Source organism: Lysobacter sp. ESA13C (genome assembly GCF_019970005.1).
Lineage (GTDB): Bacteria > Pseudomonadota > Gammaproteobacteria > Xanthomonadales > Xanthomonadaceae > Lysobacter > Lysobacter antibioticus_B.
Map to the genome: position 1 here is coordinate 42,003 of NZ_JAHXYK010000009.1, position 22,223 is coordinate 64,225.

Below are 22,223 nucleotides of genomic sequence, written 5' to 3' on the forward strand. Positions count from 1 at the left end.
GCGCGCCGGCTCTTGATGAGCCGGCGCGCCTGGCCAGCCCTCGATCGGGGCCGGCCCGCAAGCAGAGCATTTTCCGTCGTGTCCTATTCCGGCAAGATGAGGAAGCCGAGCGTCTTCAGCCGTGTCCGCCCGGGGGTTGCGTATCTCGCGGCGTTCACCGCGAACCAGCGCTCGAACAAGCCAGCGTCGGGTTTCAGGCGTCCAGCGTGGCGCCGCCGTCGACGCGCAGATCGTGCAGGGTGATATGCCGCGCCCGGTCCGACAGCAAGAAGCAGACCGCCTCGGCGACATCGTCGGGGTCGGCGATACGCCCAAGCGGAATCCCCAGGCGGAAGCGATCGGCGGCGCCATGGAGAATGTCGCGGCGCGCCGCTTCGTCGCGCACGAAGGCGCGCTGCATCGCGGTGTCGGTCGAGCCCGGCGAGACGATATTGCAACGCACGCCCTTCGGCGCCAGCTCCAGCGCCAGGCAACGCAGGTACTGCGTGGCCGCGGCCTTCGAAGCCGCATAGGCCGACATGCCGAAGCGCGGCGCCGAGGCGGCGTTGGAGCCGACCAGGACGATGCTGCCGCGGCCGCGAGCGACCATGCGCCGCGCCACCGCCCGCGTGGTCGCGAACACGCCGCGGGCGTTGACCGCCATGCAGGCCTCCCAATCCTCCAGGTCGAGATCGAGCGATTCGCCGACACGCAAGATGCCGGCGACATGCGCCAGGTGTTCGATCGCGCCGAAGCCGTCTTCGACCTCCGCGACCGCCGCATCGACCGCGGCGACATCGGCGAGGTCCAGGACGATCGCATGGACCTGCGAGCCCGCGCGGCGCAATCCTTCGGCTACGGCCTGGAGCAAGTCGGCGTCGCGATCGACCAGGGCCAGTCGCGCGCCCTCCCCCGCCAGGCGCTGCGCGGTCGCCGCGCCGATGCCTTGCGCGGCGCCGGTCACCAGCACAGTGCGGCCGACGAACTCGCCGGGCTTCAATGCGACAGCGCTCAAGCCGCGACCTCGTCGAAGGCGTCCATGATGCGGTGGCGTTCGTCGTGGTAACGGTCTTCGTCCCAGCGGTCTTTCCAGTACGGCACCGCGTACATCATCCGCCGAGGCACACCGCGAACCTCGGCGAGGAAATCGCGGATCGCGACTACCTGCGCGCTTTCGCCGGCCAGGGTCACCGACACCGTCTCGGCCTCGTTCCACGGCAGCTTGCGCACCGCATCGAACAGCAAGCGGCTGGCGCCGGCGGGACCGCCATGGCGCGACAGCCATTGCGCGTTCAAGCGTGGGTGCGGCGGCAGCGGCTGCACTTCGCTCGCATCCGGCACCTCGATCAGGACATCGACCTGCGCCGGAACCGGCAGCTTGGCGATCACCGCAAACAGCAAGGGATAACTGCTCGGGTCGCCGATCAGCACGAAGCGCTGCGCATGCCCCTGGAACAGATCGGGCCCGCCCGGCCCGGCCAGGCCGAGCGGGTCGCCGACGCCGGCGCGCATGGCCCAACGCGAGGCCGGGCCGTCGTCGCCGTGCAGGACGATGTCGACGTCGATCTCGTTCGCGTCCGGGTCGATGCGCACCACCGTATAGGTACGCACATGCGGCCGCACCGCATGCTCGGGCCAGACCGGGCCGCGCTCGCCGAGGCTCGGCAACAGCGGCGTCTCACCGGAGGCATCGGGAAACAACAGCTTGATATGCGCGCCTTCGCTGCCGCCCGGAAAACCGATCAAGTCGTCGCCGCCGAGGGTGAAGCGGCGCATACGCGGGGTCAGGTCGACGACCCGCAGCACCCGCAGCAAGCGCGGGCGCGGGCGCGGCCGTGCGCCGCTCATGCCGCCTCCGCCGTGCGAGGCGAACAGACCCGCCCGGCCAGGGCACCGACCGAGATCGCCGGTTCGGCGATCACCGTTTCGAGCACCTCGCACAGCGCGGCGTGATGCGCCTGCAGGGTCGCCGCATCGTAAGCCTGCGGATTGGCTTCGATGTCGAAACGGATGCCTTCGGCCATCGGCGAGACAGTGATGTCGAGGTCCTCGACCGAACCGACCGAGATCGGATGGGCGCAGCTATGCAGTCCTTCGAAGACGAAGCCGCGATCGAACGGCATCAGGTTCACCACCGGGCCGTAGAGCTGGGCATGGCCGTCGGCCAGGCCGAGGTCGCGGCGCATCCATTCATAGTTATAGCGCTGATGGCTGCGCAGTTCGCGCAGTTCGCCGGCCACCGTTCGCACCAGGCCCTCGAAGCTCTGCTCCGGGTCGATGCGCAGACGCAGCGGCACCACGTTCATCGCCATGCACGGCACGGCGAGCGCCGGCGTGCCGAGCCGGTTCATCACCAGCAAGCCCAGGCTGAGATCGCTCGCGCCGCTGCGCGCATGCAGCCAGGCGAAGATCGAGGCGATCAGCCAGGTCGCCCAATCGACTCCAAGACCCCGCGCTGCCGTCTGCCACCGCGCGTACTCGGCCGGTGCCAGCAGAAGGCGTTGCGAATGCGAGCTGTCGTCGGGCGCGCGCTTCGGGCCGAGGGTCACCGGCTCGCCGACGTCGCCGAAACGCTGCGTCCAGTAATCGCGGTCGGCGAGGAACCGCGGCGAGGCGCGATACGCCGCCTCGTCGGCGATGGTCGCCGCCAGGGACCAGTCGCGCGCCGGCTCCGCCGCGCGTCCGCCGACACCGGCCGAATACAGTTCGGCGACGCGGTGGATCAACAGCAGATAGGCGAAGCCGTCGAGGGCGATATGGTGGGCCCGCAGATACCACAGGTGGCGATGTTCGCCGAGTCGGATCAGTGCGGTCGCGAACAAGGGCCGCTGCGCCAGGTCGGCGCTGCGCTGCAGGTCCTCGTCCATCCAGGCGCGGGCGCTGCGCCACGGGTCCTCGCAGTTCGAGTAGTCCTGGTGCGCGATCGTCACGGGCCGTGCCGCGTCGAGAATTTGCACGACCTCTTCGCCCTGCAGACGATAGCGCATGTGCAAGGCATCGCAGGCCGACAAGGTGTCGCGCAACGCGGCTTCCAGCGCGCCGAGATCCAGCGGACCGGTCAGTTCGATCGCCTCGGCAGTCCAGAACGATGGGCTGTCGGGATCGAGTTGTTGCCCCGCCCACATGCCGTACTGCGGGCCGGTCAGCGGCAAGGCTTGGCTGTTCTGCTGCATCAGGCGGCCCGTCGCGAATCGATCAACTGCCACCACTCCGACACGCTGCCGCGTTCGGCCAGTTCGACCAGGCCGATGCGCTCGCCGCGGCTCGACCAGCGCTCGAGCAAAGTCATCAGCCGGATCGAGTCCAGGCCGGCTTCGAAGGGATTGTCCGAGGCGGCGATCTCGTCGAGCGGCACCTCCATGATCTGCGCCAGCTCAGTGCGCAAGGCGATCAGGCTGCGCGGCAGGCCCAGGCCGGCGCCGAGCGCATCGATGCAGACGGTGCGATCGATGACGACACCGCAGCGACGCGACACGTAATCCAGCGCCATCGCATGCTCCTCGGCGGAGAAGTCGGCGACCGCATCGGCGACCATGAACGGCTGGATGTCGTGCATGAAGGCGTCGGCGAGGGTCATCATGCAGCCGATATGGGCATAGATGCCGCAAACGATCAGCTGGTCGCGGCCCTGCTCGCGCATGCGTTCGCGCAGGTCGCTGGAAACGAAAGCGCTGTAGCGCCATTTGGTCAGCACCACATCCTGCGGGCGCGGCGCGATCTCGAGCGCGACCGGCGCCAGCTCCGGCTTGGCGGTGATGCCCGGCCCCCACCAGGGCTGCAGCAGGCCGCGTTGCACCGCGCTTTGCTCGGTCGGCTGCGCCGTGTAGACCACCGGCACGCCGGCATCGTCGCAGGCATCGCGCAAGGCGCGGATGTTCGCCAACAGTTCCGGCACCGGCGCCTGGGCACGGTCGTAGAAAGCGAGGAAGTAATCCTGCATGTCGTGGATCAGCAACACCGCGCGAGACGGGTCCGGGCGCCAGTCGACACGGTTCGCGGGCAGGCGGTCGGTGCCCGGCATGGGATAGGAAGCGATGGTCGGAATCGTCATGACAGCGTTTCGGCGAAAAGTGAGTGAGGGGCCGAGGCGTCGGCCGGCGGCGCGACGAAGCGGGCGCGCAGGAGTTTCTTGTCGATCTTGCCGACCGCGGTGCGCGGCAGGCGCTCGATCGGCTCGATGCGGTCGGGAATCTTGAACGCGGCGATGCCGCGTTCGCGCAGGAAGCGCTGCAGCTCGCGCGGACTCGGCGCGGGCTCGCGCAGAACCACGAACGCGCAGGTTTTCTCGCCGAGCCAACGGTCCGGCATCGCCACCAGGGCGGCATCGAACACCGCCGGATGCGCGAGCAGATGGCTTTCGACTTCCTCGGCGGCGATCTTCTCGCCGCCGCGGTTGACTTGGTCCTTGGCCCGGCCTTCGACGATCAGGTGCCCCGAGGCCAAGCGCCGAACGCGGTCGCCGGTGCGGTAGAAACCGTCCTCGGTGAAGGCCCGGCCGTTATGCGCCTCGGCGCGGTAATAGCCGCGGATGGTGTACGGCCCACGCGTCAGCAAATGACCGGTTTCGCCGTCGGGCACCGGCCGATCGTCGTCGTCGACGATGCGAATCTCGTCGTCGGCGCTGATCGGGCGTCCCTGGGTGCTCAACACCAAATCCTCGGCATCGTCGTCGCGGGTGTAGTTGACCAGGCCTTCGGCCATGCCGAACACCTGCTGCAAACGGCAGGCGAACGCGCCCGGCACGCGCCGTGCGACTTCGTTGGCGAGGTGGGCACCGCCGATCTGGATGGTCCGCAGGCTGGACAAGTCGTGGCGTTCGCGCGCACGCGACTCCAGCCAGGCCAAGGCCAGCGACGGCACCAGCGAAGTCAGGGTCACGCCCTCGCCGGCGATCAGGCCGAAACAGAAGTCGGGTTCGGCCTGGCGCGCGAGCACGACGCGGCCGCCGACCTCGAACACGCCAAGCGCACCCGGCGAACTCATCGGGAAATTGTGCGCACACGGCAGCACGCACAGATACACGCAGTCCTGGTCCAGCCCGCAGATCTCGGCGCTGGCGCGAACGCTGTAAAGGTAATCGTCGTGGCTGCGCGGGATCAGTTTCGGCACGCCGGTGCTGCCGCCGGACAGCTGCAGGAAGGCGATTTCGCCGGCCTTCGGCCCGGGCTGATCGATCGGCGCATCGTAGAGCGAATCGAAAGCGTGGAACTCCTGCGCCTCGCCGACCACGATCACCTCGCGCAGGCAGTCCTGCGATGCGCGCACCTCGCGCATCAATTCGCGGTAATCGAAACCGACATCGCGGTCGGCGATCACACAGGCCCGGGCCTGGGTATGCTCGACGAAGTAGGCGATCTCCGAACGCCGATGCGCCGGCAAGGCGAACACCGGCAAAGCACCGATGCGGAACAAGGCATAGCAGGCGACGTAATACTCGCCGAGGTTTGGCAACTGCAACACGATCCGATCGCGCGGGCCGATGCCCAGGCGGGTCAGTCCAGCGGCGAAGCGCCGGATTTTCTCGTCGAACTGCGCATAGCTCCAACGCCGTTCGCCGCAGACCACGGCGATGCGTTCGCCGTGTTCGGCGGCGACCTGGGCCAGACGCTGATACAGGCCGACCCCGGCCCAGTAACCGAGTGCGCGATAGCGCTCGGCGAAGTCCTCCGGCCACGGCGTGCAACCCTCGAGCAGATCGGTGCCGCTCATGCCGTGCCCTCCGCGCCGGTCGCCTCCACCGCCTGGGTCAGGCCCATCGCGTTGAGCATGGTGCCGAGCTTGGCGGTGGTCTCGGCGAGTTCGGCATCGGGTTCGGAACCGGCGACGATGCCGGCGCCTGCGAACACGGTCGCGCTGTCTTCCTCGACCATGGCGCAGCGGATCGTCACCGCCCACTCGCCGTCGCCCTCGGCGTCGCACCAGCCGACCAGGCCGGTGAACAGACCGCGGTCGTAGCCTTCCAACTCGTGGATCACGCCGCGCGCCGGTTCCGTCGGATAACCGCAGACCGCCGGCGTCGGGTGCAAGGCCAGCGCCAGGCGCAGCGAGCTGGTATTCGGATCGATCAGCTCGCCGTCGACCACGCTCGACAAGTGCCACATGGTCGGCGTCGCCACCAGCGACGGCGTCTTCGGCACGCGCAGATCGCGGCAATAGGGACGCAAGGCCGCGGCGACCGCATCGACGACCAGGGCGTGCTCGTAGCGGTCCTTGGCCGATTCGAGCAGTCCGCGCGCCCGGCGCTGGTCTTCCTCGGCATCGGCGACGCGTGGAATCGAACCGGCCAGCGGGTTGGAAACCACCCGCGCACCGCGCTTGGACAACAGCAGCTCCGGGCTGGAGCCGATCAGGCATGCCTTCGGCCCGGCCGCGCCGGCCAAGTCCATGGCGAAGGTGTAAGCGCCGGGCGCACGCGTCAGCAATTGCGCGAGCAACTGCGGCACGTCGACGCGCGCGGCGATGCGCAGGCTGCGCGACATCACCACCTTGCTGATTCCGCCGTCGTGAATGCGGTCGAGCGAGCGTTCGACGTTGCGCTTGAACTGCGCCGGCGCCGGCACCGACTCGACCCGCGGTGCGGACTTCTGATCCGACGGCAGCGAACTCAAGGCGGCGCCGCGGTGACGCGCACGCCCCGCGGCGAATGCGGCCTGCGACGGCACCCACAGGCACGAGGCTTCCGAGGCACTGAACGGCACCGCGCCCATCAACGGCAGACGCCCGCTGTCGGCGGCCACCCGCGCCAGCAATCGCTCGGATTCGCCGGCCAGATCGGCATCGATCGAATGCACCAGGGTTTCCAGCACGCCGCGCGCATGCAGTTGATGGGTCGCCGACGAGAACAGCGAATCGTGCGCCAGATAGCTCGACAACAAAGCCGGAGTCGCAGGCGAGCGGGCGCCGTGGTTTGGGGACTCCACCGCCGTCAGGGCATGCGTTTCGCCGATCATCGCCCGCCCCCTGCCCGCGTCGAAACGAACTGGGGACGAACGGAAACGGGCCGCCGCCGCGATGCGGCAGACGATCGGACACGGGGGGACGCGCAAGCCGCGCCTCGGTATGCGTTCACTGTAATTACCTGCAGGCTCTGGGTGTGATCGAGCTTGCGGGCAGGAACGCCGGCTGGCTGAGTGATGGCGGGCATCGTGCCCGTCATGGAATCGTCATGCGCCGGCGGGTCGCCGACTGCGGATTAAAGTACGCCGAGCCACCAGCCTTGGCAAGCCGGGCTTCGCGCTCGCATCGTTCACTTTCGATATGAGCGGCACACGAACGCCGCGGACTGCGCAGGCTTTCGCAAAAACCGGCGCGGTTGCGCGTCGCAAGGCGGAAACGCCGCCCTGCGACACGCATCACATCCAGAGCGCGTCAGCGATCCTGGTAATAGACGTTATCGATCAGCACATCGACGTTCGCCGCCGGCGGGTCCGACACCAGCATGAACATCTGTTTCACCGCATGCAGGTCGAGATCGTGGAAGGCGCTGAACGGAATGCTGACCTCGTGCCAGCGGCCATCGCGTACCAGGCCGTACTGCTGGCCGCCGTTGACGAAGTCGATCCAACTGTCGCCGAACGAGGAGTTGATGCCGATCTTGAACGTCGACGGTGTGGTCGTACGCATATGGAACTTCAAGCGCCCGTTGCCGAAGCGGCTCATGTTGCGATAGCCGGTGGCTACGCCGAGGCCGTACCAGGCGCCGGCATTGGCGCGGAACGCCATCAGCTGATTGCCCTCGAAGGCCGGCGCGGAAATCGGCGCGAGGTTGTTCCACAGGTAAAGATTGGCATCGCCGTTATAGCGCAGGCGGTCGTTCATGTCGCTGCGCTCGGTGAACACGCCGAACTTGCCGCTCGGCGCCGCCCCGCCGACATAGAGCTCGCTGCCGGGGTTCTGGTACAGGCGGATGTAATCGATCTCCATCTTCGCCGGCAACGGCGCGGTGATGCCGTTGCCCGACATGATGCCGGTGTAGCTGCCGCCGACCGCGAGATTCAGCAACAGGAAGTATTGATGATGGAACTCGTGCAGCGAAGCGCCTTCGATGTTGGAGATGGCGAATTCGAAGAACTGCTGGCCGTCGATAGCGACGCGGATGAACTGCGGGTCCCAGGTCATGCGGTAGACGTGGAAGCCGCCGTTGAGATCGCTGGCGCTTTCGTGGTCGCGGCCGTAGTCGGCCTGCGAGCCCTGGTAGTCCCAATGCACCGCGGCGCCGGCGCGGCGGTTGGTCCGCCCTGCCGCGATGGCCGCGGCCGAGCCCATTTCCATCAGGTCGATTTCGCCGCGCGCCGGCCAGTTGCCGACCGTGCCGAGCATCCAGTACGCCGGCCACAGGCCGTTGCGCAGGTCCGGCACCTTGATCCGCGCTTCCAAGGTGCCGTACTTGAAGTGCATGCGGCCTTCGGTCTTCAGGCGCGCCGAGGTGAAGCCGCGGCTGCCGAAATTCTCGCGCCGCGCTTCGATCACCAGCCGTCCGTTCTCGATGCGCGCGTTCTCGGGGCGGCTGGTGTAGTACTGCAACTCGCTGTTGCCCCAGCCGCACAGGCCGATCTGGCAACCGTCGCCGACGTCGTAGATCCATTTGTTGCCGTCGATGGACGGGCCATTGAAGTTGTCTTCCCAGACCAGGGTCTGCGCCCGCGCCGCCTGCGGGGTCATGGCCAGGCCCGCAGCGAACAGGGCCGCGGTGGAGAAAGCGAATACACGTGCGAGGTTCATGATCGGCTCCGATGCTGAACATAGCGCCTGCCGGTGACAGGTCCGGGGCCAAGCTCGAATCTCATGACAGCGCTGTCAACGGCTGTTTTTCCCGTATTTCCTTTTGCCTGGACGGGTTCACACAATGCATGTGGGCTGGTTGGTAGTAAGCGCGGATGCGCGGCGGCGGCATGCTGCACGACAGCAGGCGGGATCGGGCGGCTGCACGTCTGTGCGCCTGCGCGCACCGCCACCATCTCCCGCTCTTGTTTCGTCATCCCCGCGAAGGCGGGGATCCTGGGCTTTATCGCCACATGACGCTGAAGTCTCGTGACTCTGAAGTCTCCGGATCTCCGCCTTGGCGGGGATGACGGCCTGACGTGCCGGCAAGAAGCCCGGCAATACCGGATAATCCCCGCCCGTTCGCCGTTCCGCCGCCTGCGTATGACTGCATTGCACCGTCTGCTGCTGTTCCTCGTCCTCGCCACCGCCAGCCCGGCCGGCGCTGTCACCCTGCCCGCCCCCGCCCTTCCCGCCGTCACCATGCCGGACCGTTGGGTCCACGGCGCGCCCGGCGAAACCGGCCTGCAGGTGCACGAAGCCGCGCCCGGGTTGTGGATCCTGCGCCAGTCCAAGGCCAGCAACTTCGAGGCGCCGTTCCTGTACCTGTTGGCGGGCGACCGAGGCGCATTGTTGCTCGATTCGGGTGCCGAACCTGCCGCCGGCAGCGAGCTACCGCTGCGTGCGACGGTCGATCGCCTGCTCGGCGAGTGGCAGCGCCAGCACAAGCTCGACGCCTTGCCGCTGGTGGTCGCACACAGCCACGGCCATCGCGACCACGTCCATGGCGATGCCCAGTTCCGCGATCGTCCCGACACCCGGATCGTAGGCACCCAGCCGCAGCAGGTCGCCGCCTTCTTCGGCCTCGACCGCTGGCCCGAAGGCGAGGCGCGTTTCGATCTCGGCGGTCGCACGCTCACGGTGTTGCCGTTACCGGGGCACGAGCCTGCGCATATCGCAATCTACGATACGCAGACGGCAAGCCTGTTCAGCGGCGACAGCCTGTATCCCGGCTTGCTGACCGTGCGCGACTGGCCGGCCTATCGCGCCAGCGCGGCGCGCCTGGCCTCGTTCGCGCAACGCCACCGGGTCGAGCGCGTGCTCGGTGCGCACATCGAGATGAGTGCGCGCGCCGGCCAGCTTTATCCGCTGGGCAGCGCTTACCAACCCGACGAGCACGCCCTCGCCCTCGACGCATCGAGTTTGGCGCTATGGCAGAAGACCTGCGCCGAGCTCGGCGATTTCCTCCACGAGGAAGTGCGCGACGAGTTCGTACTGGCGCGCATCGCCCAGCCCGGCGAGTTCGCCGACAAGCCGAATACGCACGGCATGCTGGTCGCCGGCACCGACGTGGTCTACCTCTCGCATCTGCCGATGTTCCATCGTCCGCACGATTACCAGCTGATCTTCGAAGCCGGCCTGCCCGCCGATGCCTTGGCGCAGTACCGCGCCGACGCGAAATCGCATCCGCGCGAGTACTACACGCTGGCGCCGAGCGAGCAGTGGGTGTTGCCGGAAACGATCCGGCCCGACGGCCGCTTCAAGGCCGATCTGTACCGCGGCCACTTCGAACGCGGCGGCACACCCATCGTCACCGGCATCGAGGTGAAGGTCGGAGGGATCGTGCACTTCCGCCGCTTCGAAGCCGGGCGCAAGCCCGAGCCGCGACAATGGATCGCCTTCGGCCGCGGCCGCGAGCATTTCCTCGCCCACCGCCTCGAAGGCGCGCCCGACATGGACCAGGTCGTGCAGGTGTCGGCGGCGCATGGCGAAGGCGAGCGCGTCTTCGGCGAAACCGCAGCGGCAACGAGCAGCGGCGAGCTCAAGCCCGGCGACCGTATCGGCGGCGCCGTGGTCGAGCGCGCGCTGTACACCGAATATGGCGACCTCGCCCGCTGAGCTCGCTGCCAAGCGGAGCAACCTTCCCATCGTGTCGACAGCGCCTCTCACGAACGGTTAACGCGGCGAATCCGGAAACCGTTGAAACTGTCCCGTCTCCTGCCGCATCCTGTGCCGTCTCCGATCCGACGCTCCATGACCTATTTCCCGCTCCTGCTGCGCGTGCTGTTGATCGTGGCGATCAGCCTCAATGGCTACGCCGCGGCGACGATGTCGGTGGGCGGCGCTCATGCCATGCATGCCTCTTCGACTCCCATGGCGATGCCGCCGTTGGCTGAGCCGGCAATGGCGACGGGCACGCAGACGGCCATGGACGCCGATTGCCACGACATGGGCGCAGCCCCTGCCCACGCGGCGCAGCCGCAAGCGCCCGCCGAACCGGACCAGGAAGCCGCCGACGATTGCTGCGGCAAGTTCCGTTGCCAGTGCGATTGCCTGCAGGCGGTCGCCATCGTGCGCATCGCCCTGCCGGTGCCGCCGCAGTTGTCGAACACCTTGCTCGCTCTGCCCGTCGAAGCCGCCGCACCCAGCGGCGTGTCGAGCCTGCCGATCCGGCCTCCTATCGCCTGAGATCCGTCAGGCCGGGGCTTCGCGCCCGGCCCGCGGCCCAGGCGCTTACACCGCGCCCTGCGCCGCCCGCCCGCGCAAGCTTCGTACGCCGGCTCGACCGGCCGTTGCGGACTGCGCGCTTCGCACACCGTTGCGACTCTTCCGCCAACAGGAAGAACCTCATGAATCGATTCAACCGCTTCGACGGCGCCGCGCCGATCGATGCCGGCCGCCGCCGCTTCGTCACCGGCCTGGCCGTGGGCGGCCTCGCCGCAGGCACCGGCCTGTGGCATTCCGCATTCGCCTCGACCGGCCTGGCCGGCACGGCGCAGACCTTGCGCGGCACCGAGTTCGACCTCTCGATCGGCGCCGCGCAGGTCAATTTCACCGGCCGCACGCGCCCGGCGATCACCGTCAACGGCACCTTGCCGGCGCCGATCCTGCGCTGGCGCGAGGGCGACACCGTCACCTTGCGCGTCGCCAACCGCCTGGCCGAGGGCATGTCCTCGATCCATTGGCACGGTCTGATCCTGCCGTCCAACATGGACGGCGTGCCCGGTTTCAGCTTCGACGGCATCCATCCCGGCGAGACCTACACCTATCGCTTCCGCGTCGGCCAGTCGGGCACTTACTGGTATCACAGCCACTCGCTGTTCCAGGAACAGGCCGGCCTGTACGGCGCCATCGTGATCGATCCGCGCGAGGCCGCGCCCTTCCATTTCGACCGCGAGCACGTGGTGCTGCTGTCGGACTGGACCGACCTCGACCCGGGCGCACTGTTCCGACGCTTGAAGAAGATGTCGAGCTACGACAACTACTACAAGCGCACGGTCGGCGACTTCATGCGCGATGCGCGCGAGCGCGGCCTCGCCGCGACCCTGCGCGACCGCGGCGACTGGGGGCGCATGCGCATGACCCCGACCGACCTGTCCGACGTCAACGGCCACACCTACACCTATCTGCTCAACGGCGTCGCGCCCGCGGGCAACTGGACCGGCCTGTTCCGGCCCGGCGAGAAAGTGCTGCTGCGCTTCGTCAATGGCTCGGCGATGACTTATTTCGACGTGCGCATCCCCGGCCTGAAGATGACCGTGGTCGCTGCCGACGGCCAGTACATACACCCGGTCAGCGTCGACGAGTTCCGCATCGCCGTCGCCGAGACCTACGACGTGTTGGTCGAACCCTCGGGCCAGGACGCCTACACCATCTTCGCCCAGGACAATGCCCGTACCGGCCATGCCCGCGGCACCCTGGCGGTGCGCGAAGGCCTGCAGGCCGAAGTGCCGCGCAACGACCCGCGCCCGCTGCTGACCATGGACGACATGGGCCACGGCGGCATGTCGCATGGCGCCGGTCACGACATGTCGCAGATGAAGGGCATGGAAGGCGGCTGCGGCGCGAACATGGGCATGGCCGGCATGGATCATGCCGCGATGAAGGACAGCGGCGCGGCGGGCAAGCCGAGCGCGGGCGACGAACGCCTGATCGACATGCGCACGATGTCGACCTCGGCCAAGCTCGACGACCCCGGCATCGGTCTGCGCGGCAACGGCCGCAAGGTGCTGGCCTACGCGGACCTGCGCAGCCTGTTCGACGACCCCGACGGACGCGAGCCGAGCCGCGAGATCGAGCTGCACCTCACCGGCCACATGGAGAAGTTCGCCTGGTCCTTCGACGGCCAGAAATTCGAAGGCGCCGATCCGATCCGCATGACCTACGGCGAACGCCTGCGCATCGTTCTGGTCAACGACACCATGATGACCCACCCGATCCATCTGCATGGCTTGTGGAGCGACCTGGAGAACGAGCAAGGCGAGTTCCAGGTACGCAAGCACACCATCGACATGCCGCCGGGCACGCGACGCAGCTATCGGGTACGCGCCGACGCACTCGGGCGTTGGGCCTATCACTGCCACCTGCTGTACCACATGGAAGCCGGGATGATGCGCGAAGTGAGGGTCGAAGAATGAAGACCTCACGCACTTTGCATCGTTCCGCGCTGACGCTCGCCTTGCTCTGGGCCGGCGGCGTCACCGCGCAGACGATGGATCACACCGATCACGCCGCACGACAAACCGCCGGCAAGCCCGCCGTCGAACCGGCTGCGGCCGATGCGAAAGCATCGAAGCATTCGCCGGTGGATCACGCAGCGATGGATCACTCGCAGATGGACCACGCGACGATGCAGGATCCGCCGCGCACACAGACGCCTGCCGCGTCGACGCCCGAGGATCGTTCGAAGACGGATCACTCGCAAATGGATCATTCCAAAATGGACCACTCGCAGATGGGCCACTCGGGCATGGATCATTCGGGCAGGCAGCACGCAGGCAGCACACCGCCCTCGGGCGAACCGCGTGAGCCGATCCCGACCCCGACCGACGCCGATCGCGCCGCGGCGTTCCCGCCGGTGTCGCATCACATGCGCCATGCGCCGGCGGTCAACAGCTATCTGCTGATCAACCGGCTGGAAGCGGTCGAGGTCGAACACGGCAGCGCCCAAGCCTGGGAAGCCCAGGGCTGGGTCGGCACCGATACCGATCGGTTGTGGCTGCGCAGCGAAGGCGAGCGCGAACACGGGCGGACCGAGTCGGCCGATCTGGAAGTCCTGTACGGCCGCGCAATATCGCCGTGGTGGGACCTCGTCGCCGGCGTCAAGCACGACTTCGCACCGGCGGGTTCGCAGACCTGGGCGGCGATCGGCGTGCAAGGCCTGTCGCCGTACAAGTTCGAGGTCGCCGCGACGGCCTACATCGGCGAGTCGGGACGCACGGCATTGAACCTGGAGGCCGAGTACGAATTGCTGCTGACCAATCGCCTGATCCTGCAACCGCTGATCGAGATCGACCTGTCCGGCCGCGACGACCCGCAACGCGGCATCGGCTCGGGCCTGAGCAGCGTCGAGGCCGGGCTGCGCCTGCGCTACGAGATCACCCGCCGGTTCGCGCCCTATGTCGGCGTGACTTGGGAACGCGCGTTCGGCGGCACCGCGGACTACCGCCGCGACGCAGGCGAAAGCGTCGAGGACACCCGTCTGGTCGCCGGCATGCGGCTGTGGTTCTGAACCCGCGCCGATCTTGAGCATGCACCGCGCGAGTGCGCCCGGCCATAGCGGCCGGGCGCACCACCGAAGCCGGCCCGCGCAGGGCCGGCCACAGTCCGCAATCTGGCTGCGGACTGAAGCGGGCCGGGCCTCTGCCCGGCCCGACGCTATGGCCCCATCACCTCGACAGGCTATGATCTTTCCAGGACGAACCGGCTGAGCCGAGGAACATATGTCGATCAATTCCAAGGCCCGCCGCGACGCCAAGAAACGCAAGATCGCCAAGGCCCGCAACGCGCCCCTGCCCGGTCCGAGCATCGAGCCGCATGCCGAATTGCGCGACGCCCAGGGGCGTCTGCTCGGCGGCATCGTGCGCCGCGAAGGCGAGTGGACGCTCGGTCTCGGCGGCCGCATCGTCGGCGGTTCGGAAAGCGCGGCGCGGGTCCTCGCCCTGCTCGAACGCGCCGCATCGCTGCACCGCGGCGAAGGCCGCGAAGTCAGCCTGGGCTGTTCGGCCGCGCTGCGCACCGCGGCGCAGACCGAAGTCGCCGAACGCGGCTTGAGCTTCGAGGAGTTCCGGGTCGAACTGGAAAAAGAGCTCGCGGTCGAGCCGCAGCCCGGCCTTGGTGGCCTGCACGAAGCCAGCGAAGTCCGTCACTGACGGCCCGCCGCGGGGCCTGAGGCTCCGCACGATCACCCTGCGACGACGTCGCAACGGTTCTGCTGGGCGCATGTCGTCCCGGCTCGCCAACGCATGGACCTGAAAAGCGGCTACCCGTTCTGGCCGATCCGCAACGGCCTCATGCATGCGTTTCCGCGTTTGAGCGAAGACCTGCGCTGCGAAGTGGCGGTGATCGGCGGCGGCATCAGCGGCGCTCTGATCGCCGACGAACTGGCCGCGCACGGCCACGACGTCGCCGTCGTCGAACAACGCGACATCGGCTGGGGCAGCACCGCTGCGAGCACGGCCTTGCTGCAGTACGAAATCGACACCCACCTGAGCGATCTGTGCCGGCAATACGGCGAAGACCAGGCCGCCCTCGCCTACCGCACCTGCGCCGAGGCGATTCCGGCCCTGCAGGCGATCGCGCGCGAACTGCGCGACGTGGATTTCCAGCGCTGCTCCAGCCTGTATTTCGCCAGCAAGCCCGCGCATGTGCCGGTGCTGCGCAACGAGGCCGCACTGCGCCAGCGCCACGGCCTGAAGCTGCGTTGGCTCGACGGGCAAGCACTGGCGCAGGACTACGGACTGAAAGCCCCGGGCGCGATCCTCAGCGCCTGCGCCGCGACGGTCGACCCGTATCGATTGACTTTGCGGCTGTTGGCGCGCTTGCAACGGCGCGGCGTCGGCGTGTACGACCGCACCCACATCGAGCACCTGCGCGCGACTTCGCGTTCGGTCGAATTGCGCACCGGCGAAGGTATCCGGATCCGTGCCGAGCACGCGGTGATCGCCGCCGGTTACGCCGGACAGCAATGGATCGATCGGCGCCTGGCACGCAATCGCAGCAGTTACGCCTTCGTTACCGATCCGCTCGAAGCCGGGCAATTGGGTCGACTCGACAAAACCCTGGTCTGGGAATCGGCGCGCCCGTACCTGTATCTGCGCGCCACCGGCGACGGCCGCCTGATCGTCGGCGGCTGCGACGATGCCGTCGATGTGCCGGCGCGGCGCGACCGCCGGGTCGAGTCGCGCGCACGCAAGCTGGTGCGCAAGATCGGCGAGCGCTTTCCCGGCCTGCAACTGCAACCGGCCTTCGCCTGGGCCGGCACCTTCGCCGAAACCGCCGACGGCCTGCCCTGGTTCGGTGCGCATCCGCAGTACGGCCGGCGCGTGCAGTTCGCCATGGCCTACGGCGGCAACGGCATCACCTACAGCATGATCGGCGCCGGGCTGTTGCGGGCCGCGATCGAACGCCGGCCGCATCCGCTGGCGCGGCTGTTCTCGTTCGAGCGAGCGGGCTGAGGCCAGGCCTTCGTCGGCCCCAGACAAAACGGGCCGCGATGCGGCCCGTTCTGGTAATGCGATGTTGCAAGCCGAGGCGGCGACCGCCGTCTCTCGTCTAGCCCATCAGGAACGCACCGGCACCAGGGTGATCTCGACGCGGCGATTCTGGGCGCGGCCGGCATCGGTGTCGTTGCTGGCGATCGGGCGGGTCTTGCCGGCGCCGGTCAGGATGAAGCGATCGCGCACCAGGCCCTTCGACATCAGGTAGTTGCCGACGCTCGCGGCACGCTGCTCGGACAGACGCTGATTGACCGCGTCGCTGCCGATGCTGTCGGTGTGGCCGGCCACCTCGACGATGGTCTGGTTGTACTCGGTCAGGGTGCTGGCGACGTTGTCGAGCACCGAATAGAACTGCGGGTCGAGGCTGGCGCTGTTGAAGGCGAAGGTGATGTTGCTCGGCATGTTCAGGGTGATGTTGTCGCCCTGGCGGACCACGTCGACGCCGGTGCCGGCCATGCGGTCGCGCAGCGCGCGTTCCTGGCGGTCCTGGTAGTTGCCGATGGCGCCGCCGGCGAGGCCGCCGACACCGGCGCCGATCAGGGCGCGCTGGCGGCGTTCGGTGGCATCGTCGCCGCTGAGCAGGCCGGCCGCGACGCCGGCGAGCGCGCCGATCAGGGCGCCCTTCTGGGTGCGGTTCATGCCGCCCTGCTGTTCCGGCGGCGGGTTCTGGCCCGGATACGGTTGCTGCTGGCCGCCGTAGTAGCCGCCACCGCCGGTGGCGCAACCGGCGAGCAACACGGTCATGCTGGCAGCGGCCAGGGCGAGCTTGATCTGGGTGTTCATGGGAATTCCTCGTCTGTGTTGCGGGACGCAGACAAGCTAATCACGCCGCCGTCGCGGACGAGTGACGAGGGAGATCCACATTCAGGTCGCGGTCGGCGAGCGGTCCGCGCACCGCAGACCGCTGCCGTCGGTCGCTAGACCGTCAAAGCGCCGGCATCAGGGCGTCGGCGGCCTCGGCATTGAGGGTGACGTCCCAATTGCCCATCAGCGACAGGTACAGCAGCTTGTCGAATTCGCTGCCGAAGCGCTGGATCACCGCGTCCGGATCGGGGATCAGCTTGCCGTCGGCGATCAAGCCGAAATGCACGCGGCCGTTGTAGCTCAGGATCGAGATACCGATGCCGATCGAGCCCGTCTGCGGCACCCAGAACATCATCTCGTCGAGACGACAGCCGGCCAGGTACAGCGGTTGCTGCGGGCCCGGCACATTGGTCGCCACCGCCGTGGCCTTGCGGCTGAAAAGCTCCAACGCCAAGCCTTGCACTTGCGCCGGCGCCATTCCGAGCGCGGCCAAAAGACCAAATGCAACAATGGCTTGGCGTGAATTCTTGAGATTGTTCATGCACTCGGCGACGCGTTCCACCCGCCGAATCGGGTTGTCCTCGCCGACCGGCAGGTCGAGGAAGACCAGGCCGAAATGGTTGCCGAGCTTGCGCGCGTGTTCGAGCGGACGCAGGTTGACGGGTACGGTCGCGCGCAGGGTCAGCCCGTCGACGTTGTCGCCGCGCTCGATCATGTAGCTGCGCAGCGCGCCGGCCGCGGTCGCCATCAACACGTCGTTGACCGTGCAATCGCAGGCGCGACCGACTGCCTTGACCTCTTCCAGGTCCAGCGGCTCGGCCCAGGCCACGCGCTTGCTGACGCCGAGCTTGCCGCGCAGCAGCGACGGCGGGTCGTCCGGCAGCGACAAGGCATGCAGCAATTCGCGGGCGATCTCGCCGCCCTCCTTCGCCAGCATCGCGGCGAGGGTCGGGTCGCGATACATCTCCATGCTCTTCTCGACCACCTTGCTGCCGAGCTTCATGTAGCGGTCGACCGCGCCGACGCGGCGCGCGACTTCAACGCCGTCCTGCTTGAGCCAGGCGTGCGCGAGGTCGCTGCCCTTGGCCGGCTCGGCGGTGGTGTCGGTCAACGACAGCAGCACCTGGACCAAGGCGATGCCGTCGGCATAGCTGTGGTGGATCCGCGCGATCAGCGCCGAGCCGCCGTTGTAGCGCTCGACCAAGTGGAACTGCCAAAGCGGCCGGCTGCCGTCGAGCGGGCTCGACGCCAGCTGGCTGACGAAACGCTCCAGGCCGCGCTTGCCGCCGCGCCCCGGCAAGGCCGTGTGCTGGACGTGCCAGTCCAGGTCGAAGTCTTCGTCGGTCTGCCAATAGGCGCCCGCGGCGGTGTCCACGGCCTTCTGGCTGAAACGCGTATAGGCCAGGAAACGCTGCTTCACCACGCGCTTGAGGGCGTCCAGCGACATCGGCTCGGCGAACATCAGCACGCCGGTGATCATCATCGGATTGGTCGGCCGTTCCATTCGCAACCAGGCCGTGTCGACCCGCGACATCGCCTCGCGACGCGCGCGTTTGCGCGATGTTGCCCCCGCTTCTGCTTTGGCCATGCGCCCTCCCAAGCGTCAGCGTCGAGTGAATCACGCTGCCGCGAGCGGCGTCAACGCGAGCCGCGCCGAAGCGGGCGCTCGACGCGCCCGCCGAGCGCGGCTTGCGACGCCACGCACGCCGCAGCGCCCTCGCCTTCGTCCTACTCGCGCAACTTGCGGTAGGCCTCGAGCGCGTCGTCGCGGCCCGCCGCCAGGTCGACCAGCGGATGCGGCGGATAGTCGGGCGCGTGTTTGCGCAGCAAGGCCGCATCGTGCCAGGGCGCGAAGCGCAGCGGCACCGGCAGGCCGGCGAGCTCGGGCACCCAGCGTGCGATGTAATCGCCGTCGGGATCGAACTTCTCCGACTGGGTCACGGGATTGAACACGCGGAAATACGGCGCGGCATCGGCGCCGGTGCCGGCGACCCATTGCCAGCCGAGGCTGTTGTTGGCCAGGTCGGCGTCGACCAGGGTGTCCCAAAACCAGCGCGCACCGTGGCGCCAGTGATAGCGCAGGTGTTTGGTCAGATAGCTCGCCACGATCATGCGCACGCGGTTGTGCATCCAGCCGGTGGCCCACAGCTCGCGCATGCCGGCGTCGACGATCGGGATGCCGGTGCGGCCCTGCTGCCAGGCTTCCAGGCGCGGCTGCGCCACCCGCGCCCAGTCGAAATCGGCGAAGCGCGGATTGAAGTTCTGTTCGGGCGTTTCGGGAAAGTGATGCAACAGGTGATGGGCGAACTCGCGCCAACCCAGCTCGCGCACCGCCGAGTCGACGTCGCGGGCATTGCCGGCGTTGCGATGCTCGCGCAGCGCGCTGGCCACTCGCCACGGCGCGATCTCGCCGAAATGCAGATGCGGCGACAGCCGCGAAGTGCCGACCCGGTCGGGGCGGTCGCGTTGTTCGGTGTAGCCGCGCAAAGCGCCGTCAACGAAGGTCTCCAGCGCCGCCCGGGCGCCGGCCTCGCCCGGCGTCCAATGGCTCCAGAACGGTTCGGCCCAGTCGCGCTCCGGCGCCAGCTTGAGTGCGGCCAGCGGCACGCCGTCCGGCCCTTCGCGGGTGCTCGGCAGCGAGGCCGGCGGCTCCCACGAGGGCTCCTCCTTCCAGTTCGCCAGGGCCGAACGCCAGTACGGGGTGAACACTTTGAACGGCCCGCCTTGCTTGGTCCGCAAGGTCCACGGCTCGAACATCAGCGCGCTGTTGAAGCTTTCGACTTCCAGGCCCATGCCGCGCAGGGTCTGCTTGATCTTGGTGTCGCGACGTTCGATGTGCGGCTCGTAGCGGCGGTTCCAGAACACCGCCTGGGCGTCGGTGGCGAGAATCAGCGACTGCAGCGTGGCCAGGCTGGGACCGAAGAAATGGCGCAGGTGCGAGCCGCGTTTACGCAGGTCGCGATCGAGCGCGGCGAGCGAGCGCTGCCGCCAGGCATCCGACGCCGCACCGGGACGCCAACTGGCGTGCTCGTCGGGGGCATGGATGTAGATCGGGATCGGGGTGTAACCGGCCTCCAGCGCGGCACGCAACGCAGGATGATCGGCCAGGCGCAAATCGTTGCGGAACCAGATCAGCGCGGTCGCGTTGGCGTCGGGCATTGCGGCAGCCGCAAGGTCGAGGAGGCGGCAGTATGCCGCGTCCCCCGGCGTCCGGAACGGACGGGGTTCATGCTCGAACCCCGTCCGTGCGATCCCCGCTTACTGGGACTGCAGTTCCGTGATCGCGGCCTGGGTCTGGACCAGGCCCCAGCCGGTGTTGTTGTCGCGGCCGGCCGCATCCAGGTCGACCGCGGTGGTCGCCAGGGCGTCGCGGACCTGCTGCGCGGTCGCGGTCGGCTTGGCGCTCCACACCACCGCCGCCACGCCGGACACGTGCGGGGTCGCCATCGAGGTACCGCTCTTGTTCTCGTAGGCCACGTTGCTGACCGACGGGGTCGCATCGACGGTGGCGGTCTGCCCGGCCAGGGTGGCGATGATGGTTTCGCCGTCGGCCTTGCTGATGCCCACGGCCGGCAGCGTGCTGGTGACCGGCTGCGGCGGCGTGGCCGAGCTGTACAGACCGGCCTGCAGCGGGCCGTCGACGTTGTTGTAGACCACCATGGCCAGGCCGCGGCCGGTCTTCACCTTGGTCGCCTTGTCGGTGAAGGTGTTGGTGCCGCGCTGGCACAGCACGACTTTGTTGCGCCAGGTGTTCGACGAGGCCGTGCACTGGCCGCCGTTGACCCAACCGGCGCTGGCGGTGGTCTGCTTCGAACCGCTGATCGGGTTGGCGGCGAACTGGCTGTTGCCGACCACCAGCGGGTCGTTGGCCAGCGGCGTGGTGCTGTAGGTGTCCACGCCCGGCGCGGCGAGTTCGACTTCGCTGTTGAACTGCGAGAAATCGGCCTTGGCGTTGTTCTGGTCGATCGCCGCCACCGACACCACGCTCGGGTACGAAGCCGGGTAGCTCAGGGTCGCGTTGCCGTCGTTGCCGGCCGCGGCGATGCTCAGCACGCCGTTGTTGGCCAAGGTCTGGAAGGCGTTGCTCTCGGTGGTGGAGCTGCCGCCGCCGCCCAGGCTCATGTTGATGATCTTGGCGCCGGCCGCGGCGCAGCGGTTGGCCGCGTCGACCAGGGTCGAGCTGTAGGTCCACGAGCACTGGCCGTGGCTGCTGCCGTTGTAGCCGTTGCTGCCGAAGATCTTGACGATGTGCAGCGAGACCTTGCCCGGGCTGACGCCGACCACGCCGGTGCTGTTGTTGGCCGCGGCGATGGTGCCGGCGACGTGGGTGCCGTGCCCGCAGGTGTCGGTGTTCCAGCCGGTCGGATAACCGGTGATGGCGATGCCGGCGAAATCCTCGTGGCCCGAATTGATGCCCGAGTCGATCACGCAAACCTTGATGCCTTCGCCGGTGGCCGCCCCGGTGTCGATGACGCCGTCGCGATTGGCGTCCCATACGTCGCGGGCCTGGACCTGGTCGATACCGTAGGGAACGCTCTGCGCCATCGGATAGCGCGGCTGGTCGATCTCGACCGACTCGACATCGGGGTTGTCGCGCAGGGCCTTGACCGCATCGGCCGACGGCAGGGTCAGCACCGCGGCATTGAGCTTGTCGAACTGGAAGTTGACCGTGGCGTCGCCGCCGTGGGCGGCGGCCAGCCGGGTACGCAACGCCTGCACCTTCTGCTGCACGTTGGCCTGGACCAGGCCGCGGTTGGCGGCGCCCGCGCCGGCACCGGACTTGAACTTGACCCAGACCCGGTTCGGGTTCGGACCTTCGGCATTGGCCATGCTCGAAGCGACCATCATCGCCAGGCCCAGACCCAGTGCGCTCACCAAATTGCGTTGCTTCATTCGTGACTCCCCGAGATAGATTGCGGCCCGGACGCGGTCCGGGCCGGTTAGCCGCGTGCGGTCTTGGCCGCGACGCTCCAGCGACGCTAGCGCGCTCGGGGATCGGCTGGGAATGGGAGGAATCGCCCAGATGAATCATAAATTTGTGATGTACATCACAAATTTATGCTGATGAATGCCGCTTTTTGCGGCCTGTAGGGAGGTCATCCCGTTTAAGCGTTGCGCCTTTCGGAGCCCCCTGCGGGAGAGGGCTCGGCGGCCGATTCGCGACCTCGCGACGCCAGCCGA

At 68.1% G+C, this 22,223-nt stretch carries 17 protein-coding genes; 6 read left to right on the forward strand and 11 right to left on the reverse strand.

The annotated features are described in order from the left end of the window. Positions 1-193 precede the first annotated feature (193 nt). The 7 genes from LC490_RS17640 to LC490_RS17670 all read right to left on the reverse strand — a co-directional run bounded on the left by LC490_RS17640 (position 194) and on the right by LC490_RS17670 (position 8,700). Positions 194-994, reverse strand: a complete 801-nt coding sequence (locus LC490_RS17640) for a 2,3-dihydro-2,3-dihydroxybenzoate dehydrogenase (protein ID WP_223621046.1) — start codon at positions 992-994, stop codon at positions 194-196. Continuing rightward, positions 991-1,827 carry a siderophore-interacting protein gene (locus tag LC490_RS17645; protein ID WP_031372447.1) on the reverse strand — a complete coding sequence of 279 codons (837 nt, stop codon included), beginning with the start codon at positions 1,825-1,827 and terminating at the stop codon, positions 991-993. Before LC490_RS17645 ends, LC490_RS17640 begins: the two co-directional genes overlap by 4 nt. Continuing rightward, complete coding sequence (locus LC490_RS17650; protein ID WP_051885079.1) at positions 1,824-3,152, reverse strand: condensation domain-containing protein; 1,329 nt, start codon at positions 3,150-3,152, stop codon at positions 1,824-1,826. The genes LC490_RS17645 and LC490_RS17650 overlap by 4 nt, the downstream gene beginning before the upstream one ends. Beyond that, entirely contained in the window at positions 3,152-4,030 is an 879-nt protein-coding gene (locus LC490_RS17655) for an isochorismatase family protein (protein WP_031372449.1), read from the reverse strand. Before LC490_RS17655 ends, LC490_RS17650 begins: the two co-directional genes overlap by 1 nt. Beyond that, the gene (locus LC490_RS17660; RefSeq protein ID WP_031372450.1) at positions 4,027-5,688 is read right to left on the reverse strand and encodes a (2,3-dihydroxybenzoyl)adenylate synthase; all 1,662 of its coding nucleotides are present in this window, start codon (positions 5,686-5,688) and stop codon (positions 4,027-4,029) included. Before LC490_RS17660 ends, LC490_RS17655 begins: the two co-directional genes overlap by 4 nt. Beyond that, complete coding sequence (locus LC490_RS17665) at positions 5,685-6,929, reverse strand: isochorismate synthase (protein ID WP_223621047.1); 1,245 nt, start codon at positions 6,927-6,929, stop codon at positions 5,685-5,687. Before LC490_RS17665 ends, LC490_RS17660 begins: the two co-directional genes overlap by 4 nt. 418 nt (positions 6,930-7,347) lie before the next feature. Further along, positions 7,348-8,700, reverse strand: coding sequence for a glycoside hydrolase family 16 protein (locus LC490_RS17670; protein WP_031372452.1), 1,353 nt, complete (start codon positions 8,698-8,700; stop codon positions 7,348-7,350). Between the two features lie 423 nt (positions 8,701-9,123). Between LC490_RS17670 and LC490_RS17675 the strand changes: the two genes are divergently transcribed. The 6 genes from LC490_RS17675 to LC490_RS17700 all read left to right on the forward strand — a co-directional run bounded on the left by LC490_RS17675 (position 9,124) and on the right by LC490_RS17700 (position 16,196). Next, complete coding sequence (locus LC490_RS17675; protein WP_223621048.1) at positions 9,124-10,638, forward strand: MBL fold metallo-hydrolase; 1,515 nt, start codon at positions 9,124-9,126, stop codon at positions 10,636-10,638. A 135-nt stretch (positions 10,639-10,773) separates the two neighbouring features. Beyond that, positions 10,774-11,208: a CopL family metal-binding regulatory protein gene (locus LC490_RS17680; protein ID WP_031372454.1), complete on the forward strand. Its 435-nt coding sequence runs from the start codon at positions 10,774-10,776 to the stop codon at positions 11,206-11,208. Between the two features lie 161 nt (positions 11,209-11,369). Further along, positions 11,370-13,157 (forward strand): copper resistance system multicopper oxidase, encoded by a 1,788-nt coding sequence (locus LC490_RS17685; protein ID WP_223621049.1) that lies wholly within the window; start codon positions 11,370-11,372, stop codon positions 13,155-13,157. After that, positions 13,154-14,251: a copper resistance protein B gene (locus tag LC490_RS17690; protein WP_223621050.1), complete on the forward strand. Its 1,098-nt coding sequence runs from the start codon at positions 13,154-13,156 to the stop codon at positions 14,249-14,251. Before LC490_RS17685 ends, LC490_RS17690 begins: the two co-directional genes overlap by 4 nt. 211 nt (positions 14,252-14,462) lie before the next feature. After that, on the forward strand, positions 14,463-14,891 hold the full coding sequence (locus LC490_RS17695; RefSeq protein ID WP_051885082.1) for a hypothetical protein: 429 nt from the start codon (positions 14,463-14,465) through the stop codon (positions 14,889-14,891). A 93-nt stretch (positions 14,892-14,984) separates the two neighbouring features. Then, positions 14,985-16,196 (forward strand): FAD-dependent oxidoreductase, encoded by a 1,212-nt coding sequence (locus LC490_RS17700; protein WP_223621051.1) that lies wholly within the window; start codon positions 14,985-14,987, stop codon positions 16,194-16,196. 105 nt (positions 16,197-16,301) lie between these two features. Here the strand turns inward: LC490_RS17700 and LC490_RS17705 are convergent, their stop codons facing one another. From LC490_RS17705 to LC490_RS17720, 4 genes are all read right to left on the reverse strand, one after another. Further along, on the reverse strand, positions 16,302-17,021 hold the full coding sequence (locus LC490_RS17705; protein WP_031372459.1) for an OmpA family protein: 720 nt from the start codon (positions 17,019-17,021) through the stop codon (positions 16,302-16,304). Between the two features lie 142 nt (positions 17,022-17,163). Next, complete coding sequence (locus LC490_RS17710) at positions 17,164-18,630, reverse strand: wax ester/triacylglycerol synthase family O-acyltransferase (RefSeq protein WP_223621052.1); 1,467 nt, start codon at positions 18,628-18,630, stop codon at positions 17,164-17,166. A 140-nt stretch (positions 18,631-18,770) separates the two neighbouring features. Further along, positions 18,771-20,201, reverse strand: a complete 1,431-nt coding sequence (locus tag LC490_RS17715) for a deoxyribodipyrimidine photo-lyase (protein ID WP_223621053.1) — start codon at positions 20,199-20,201, stop codon at positions 18,771-18,773. A 99-nt stretch (positions 20,202-20,300) separates the two neighbouring features. Then, positions 20,301-21,935, reverse strand: coding sequence for a S8 family serine peptidase (locus LC490_RS17720; RefSeq protein ID WP_036148835.1), 1,635 nt, complete (start codon positions 21,933-21,935; stop codon positions 20,301-20,303). Positions 21,936-22,223: the final 288 nt, after the last annotated feature.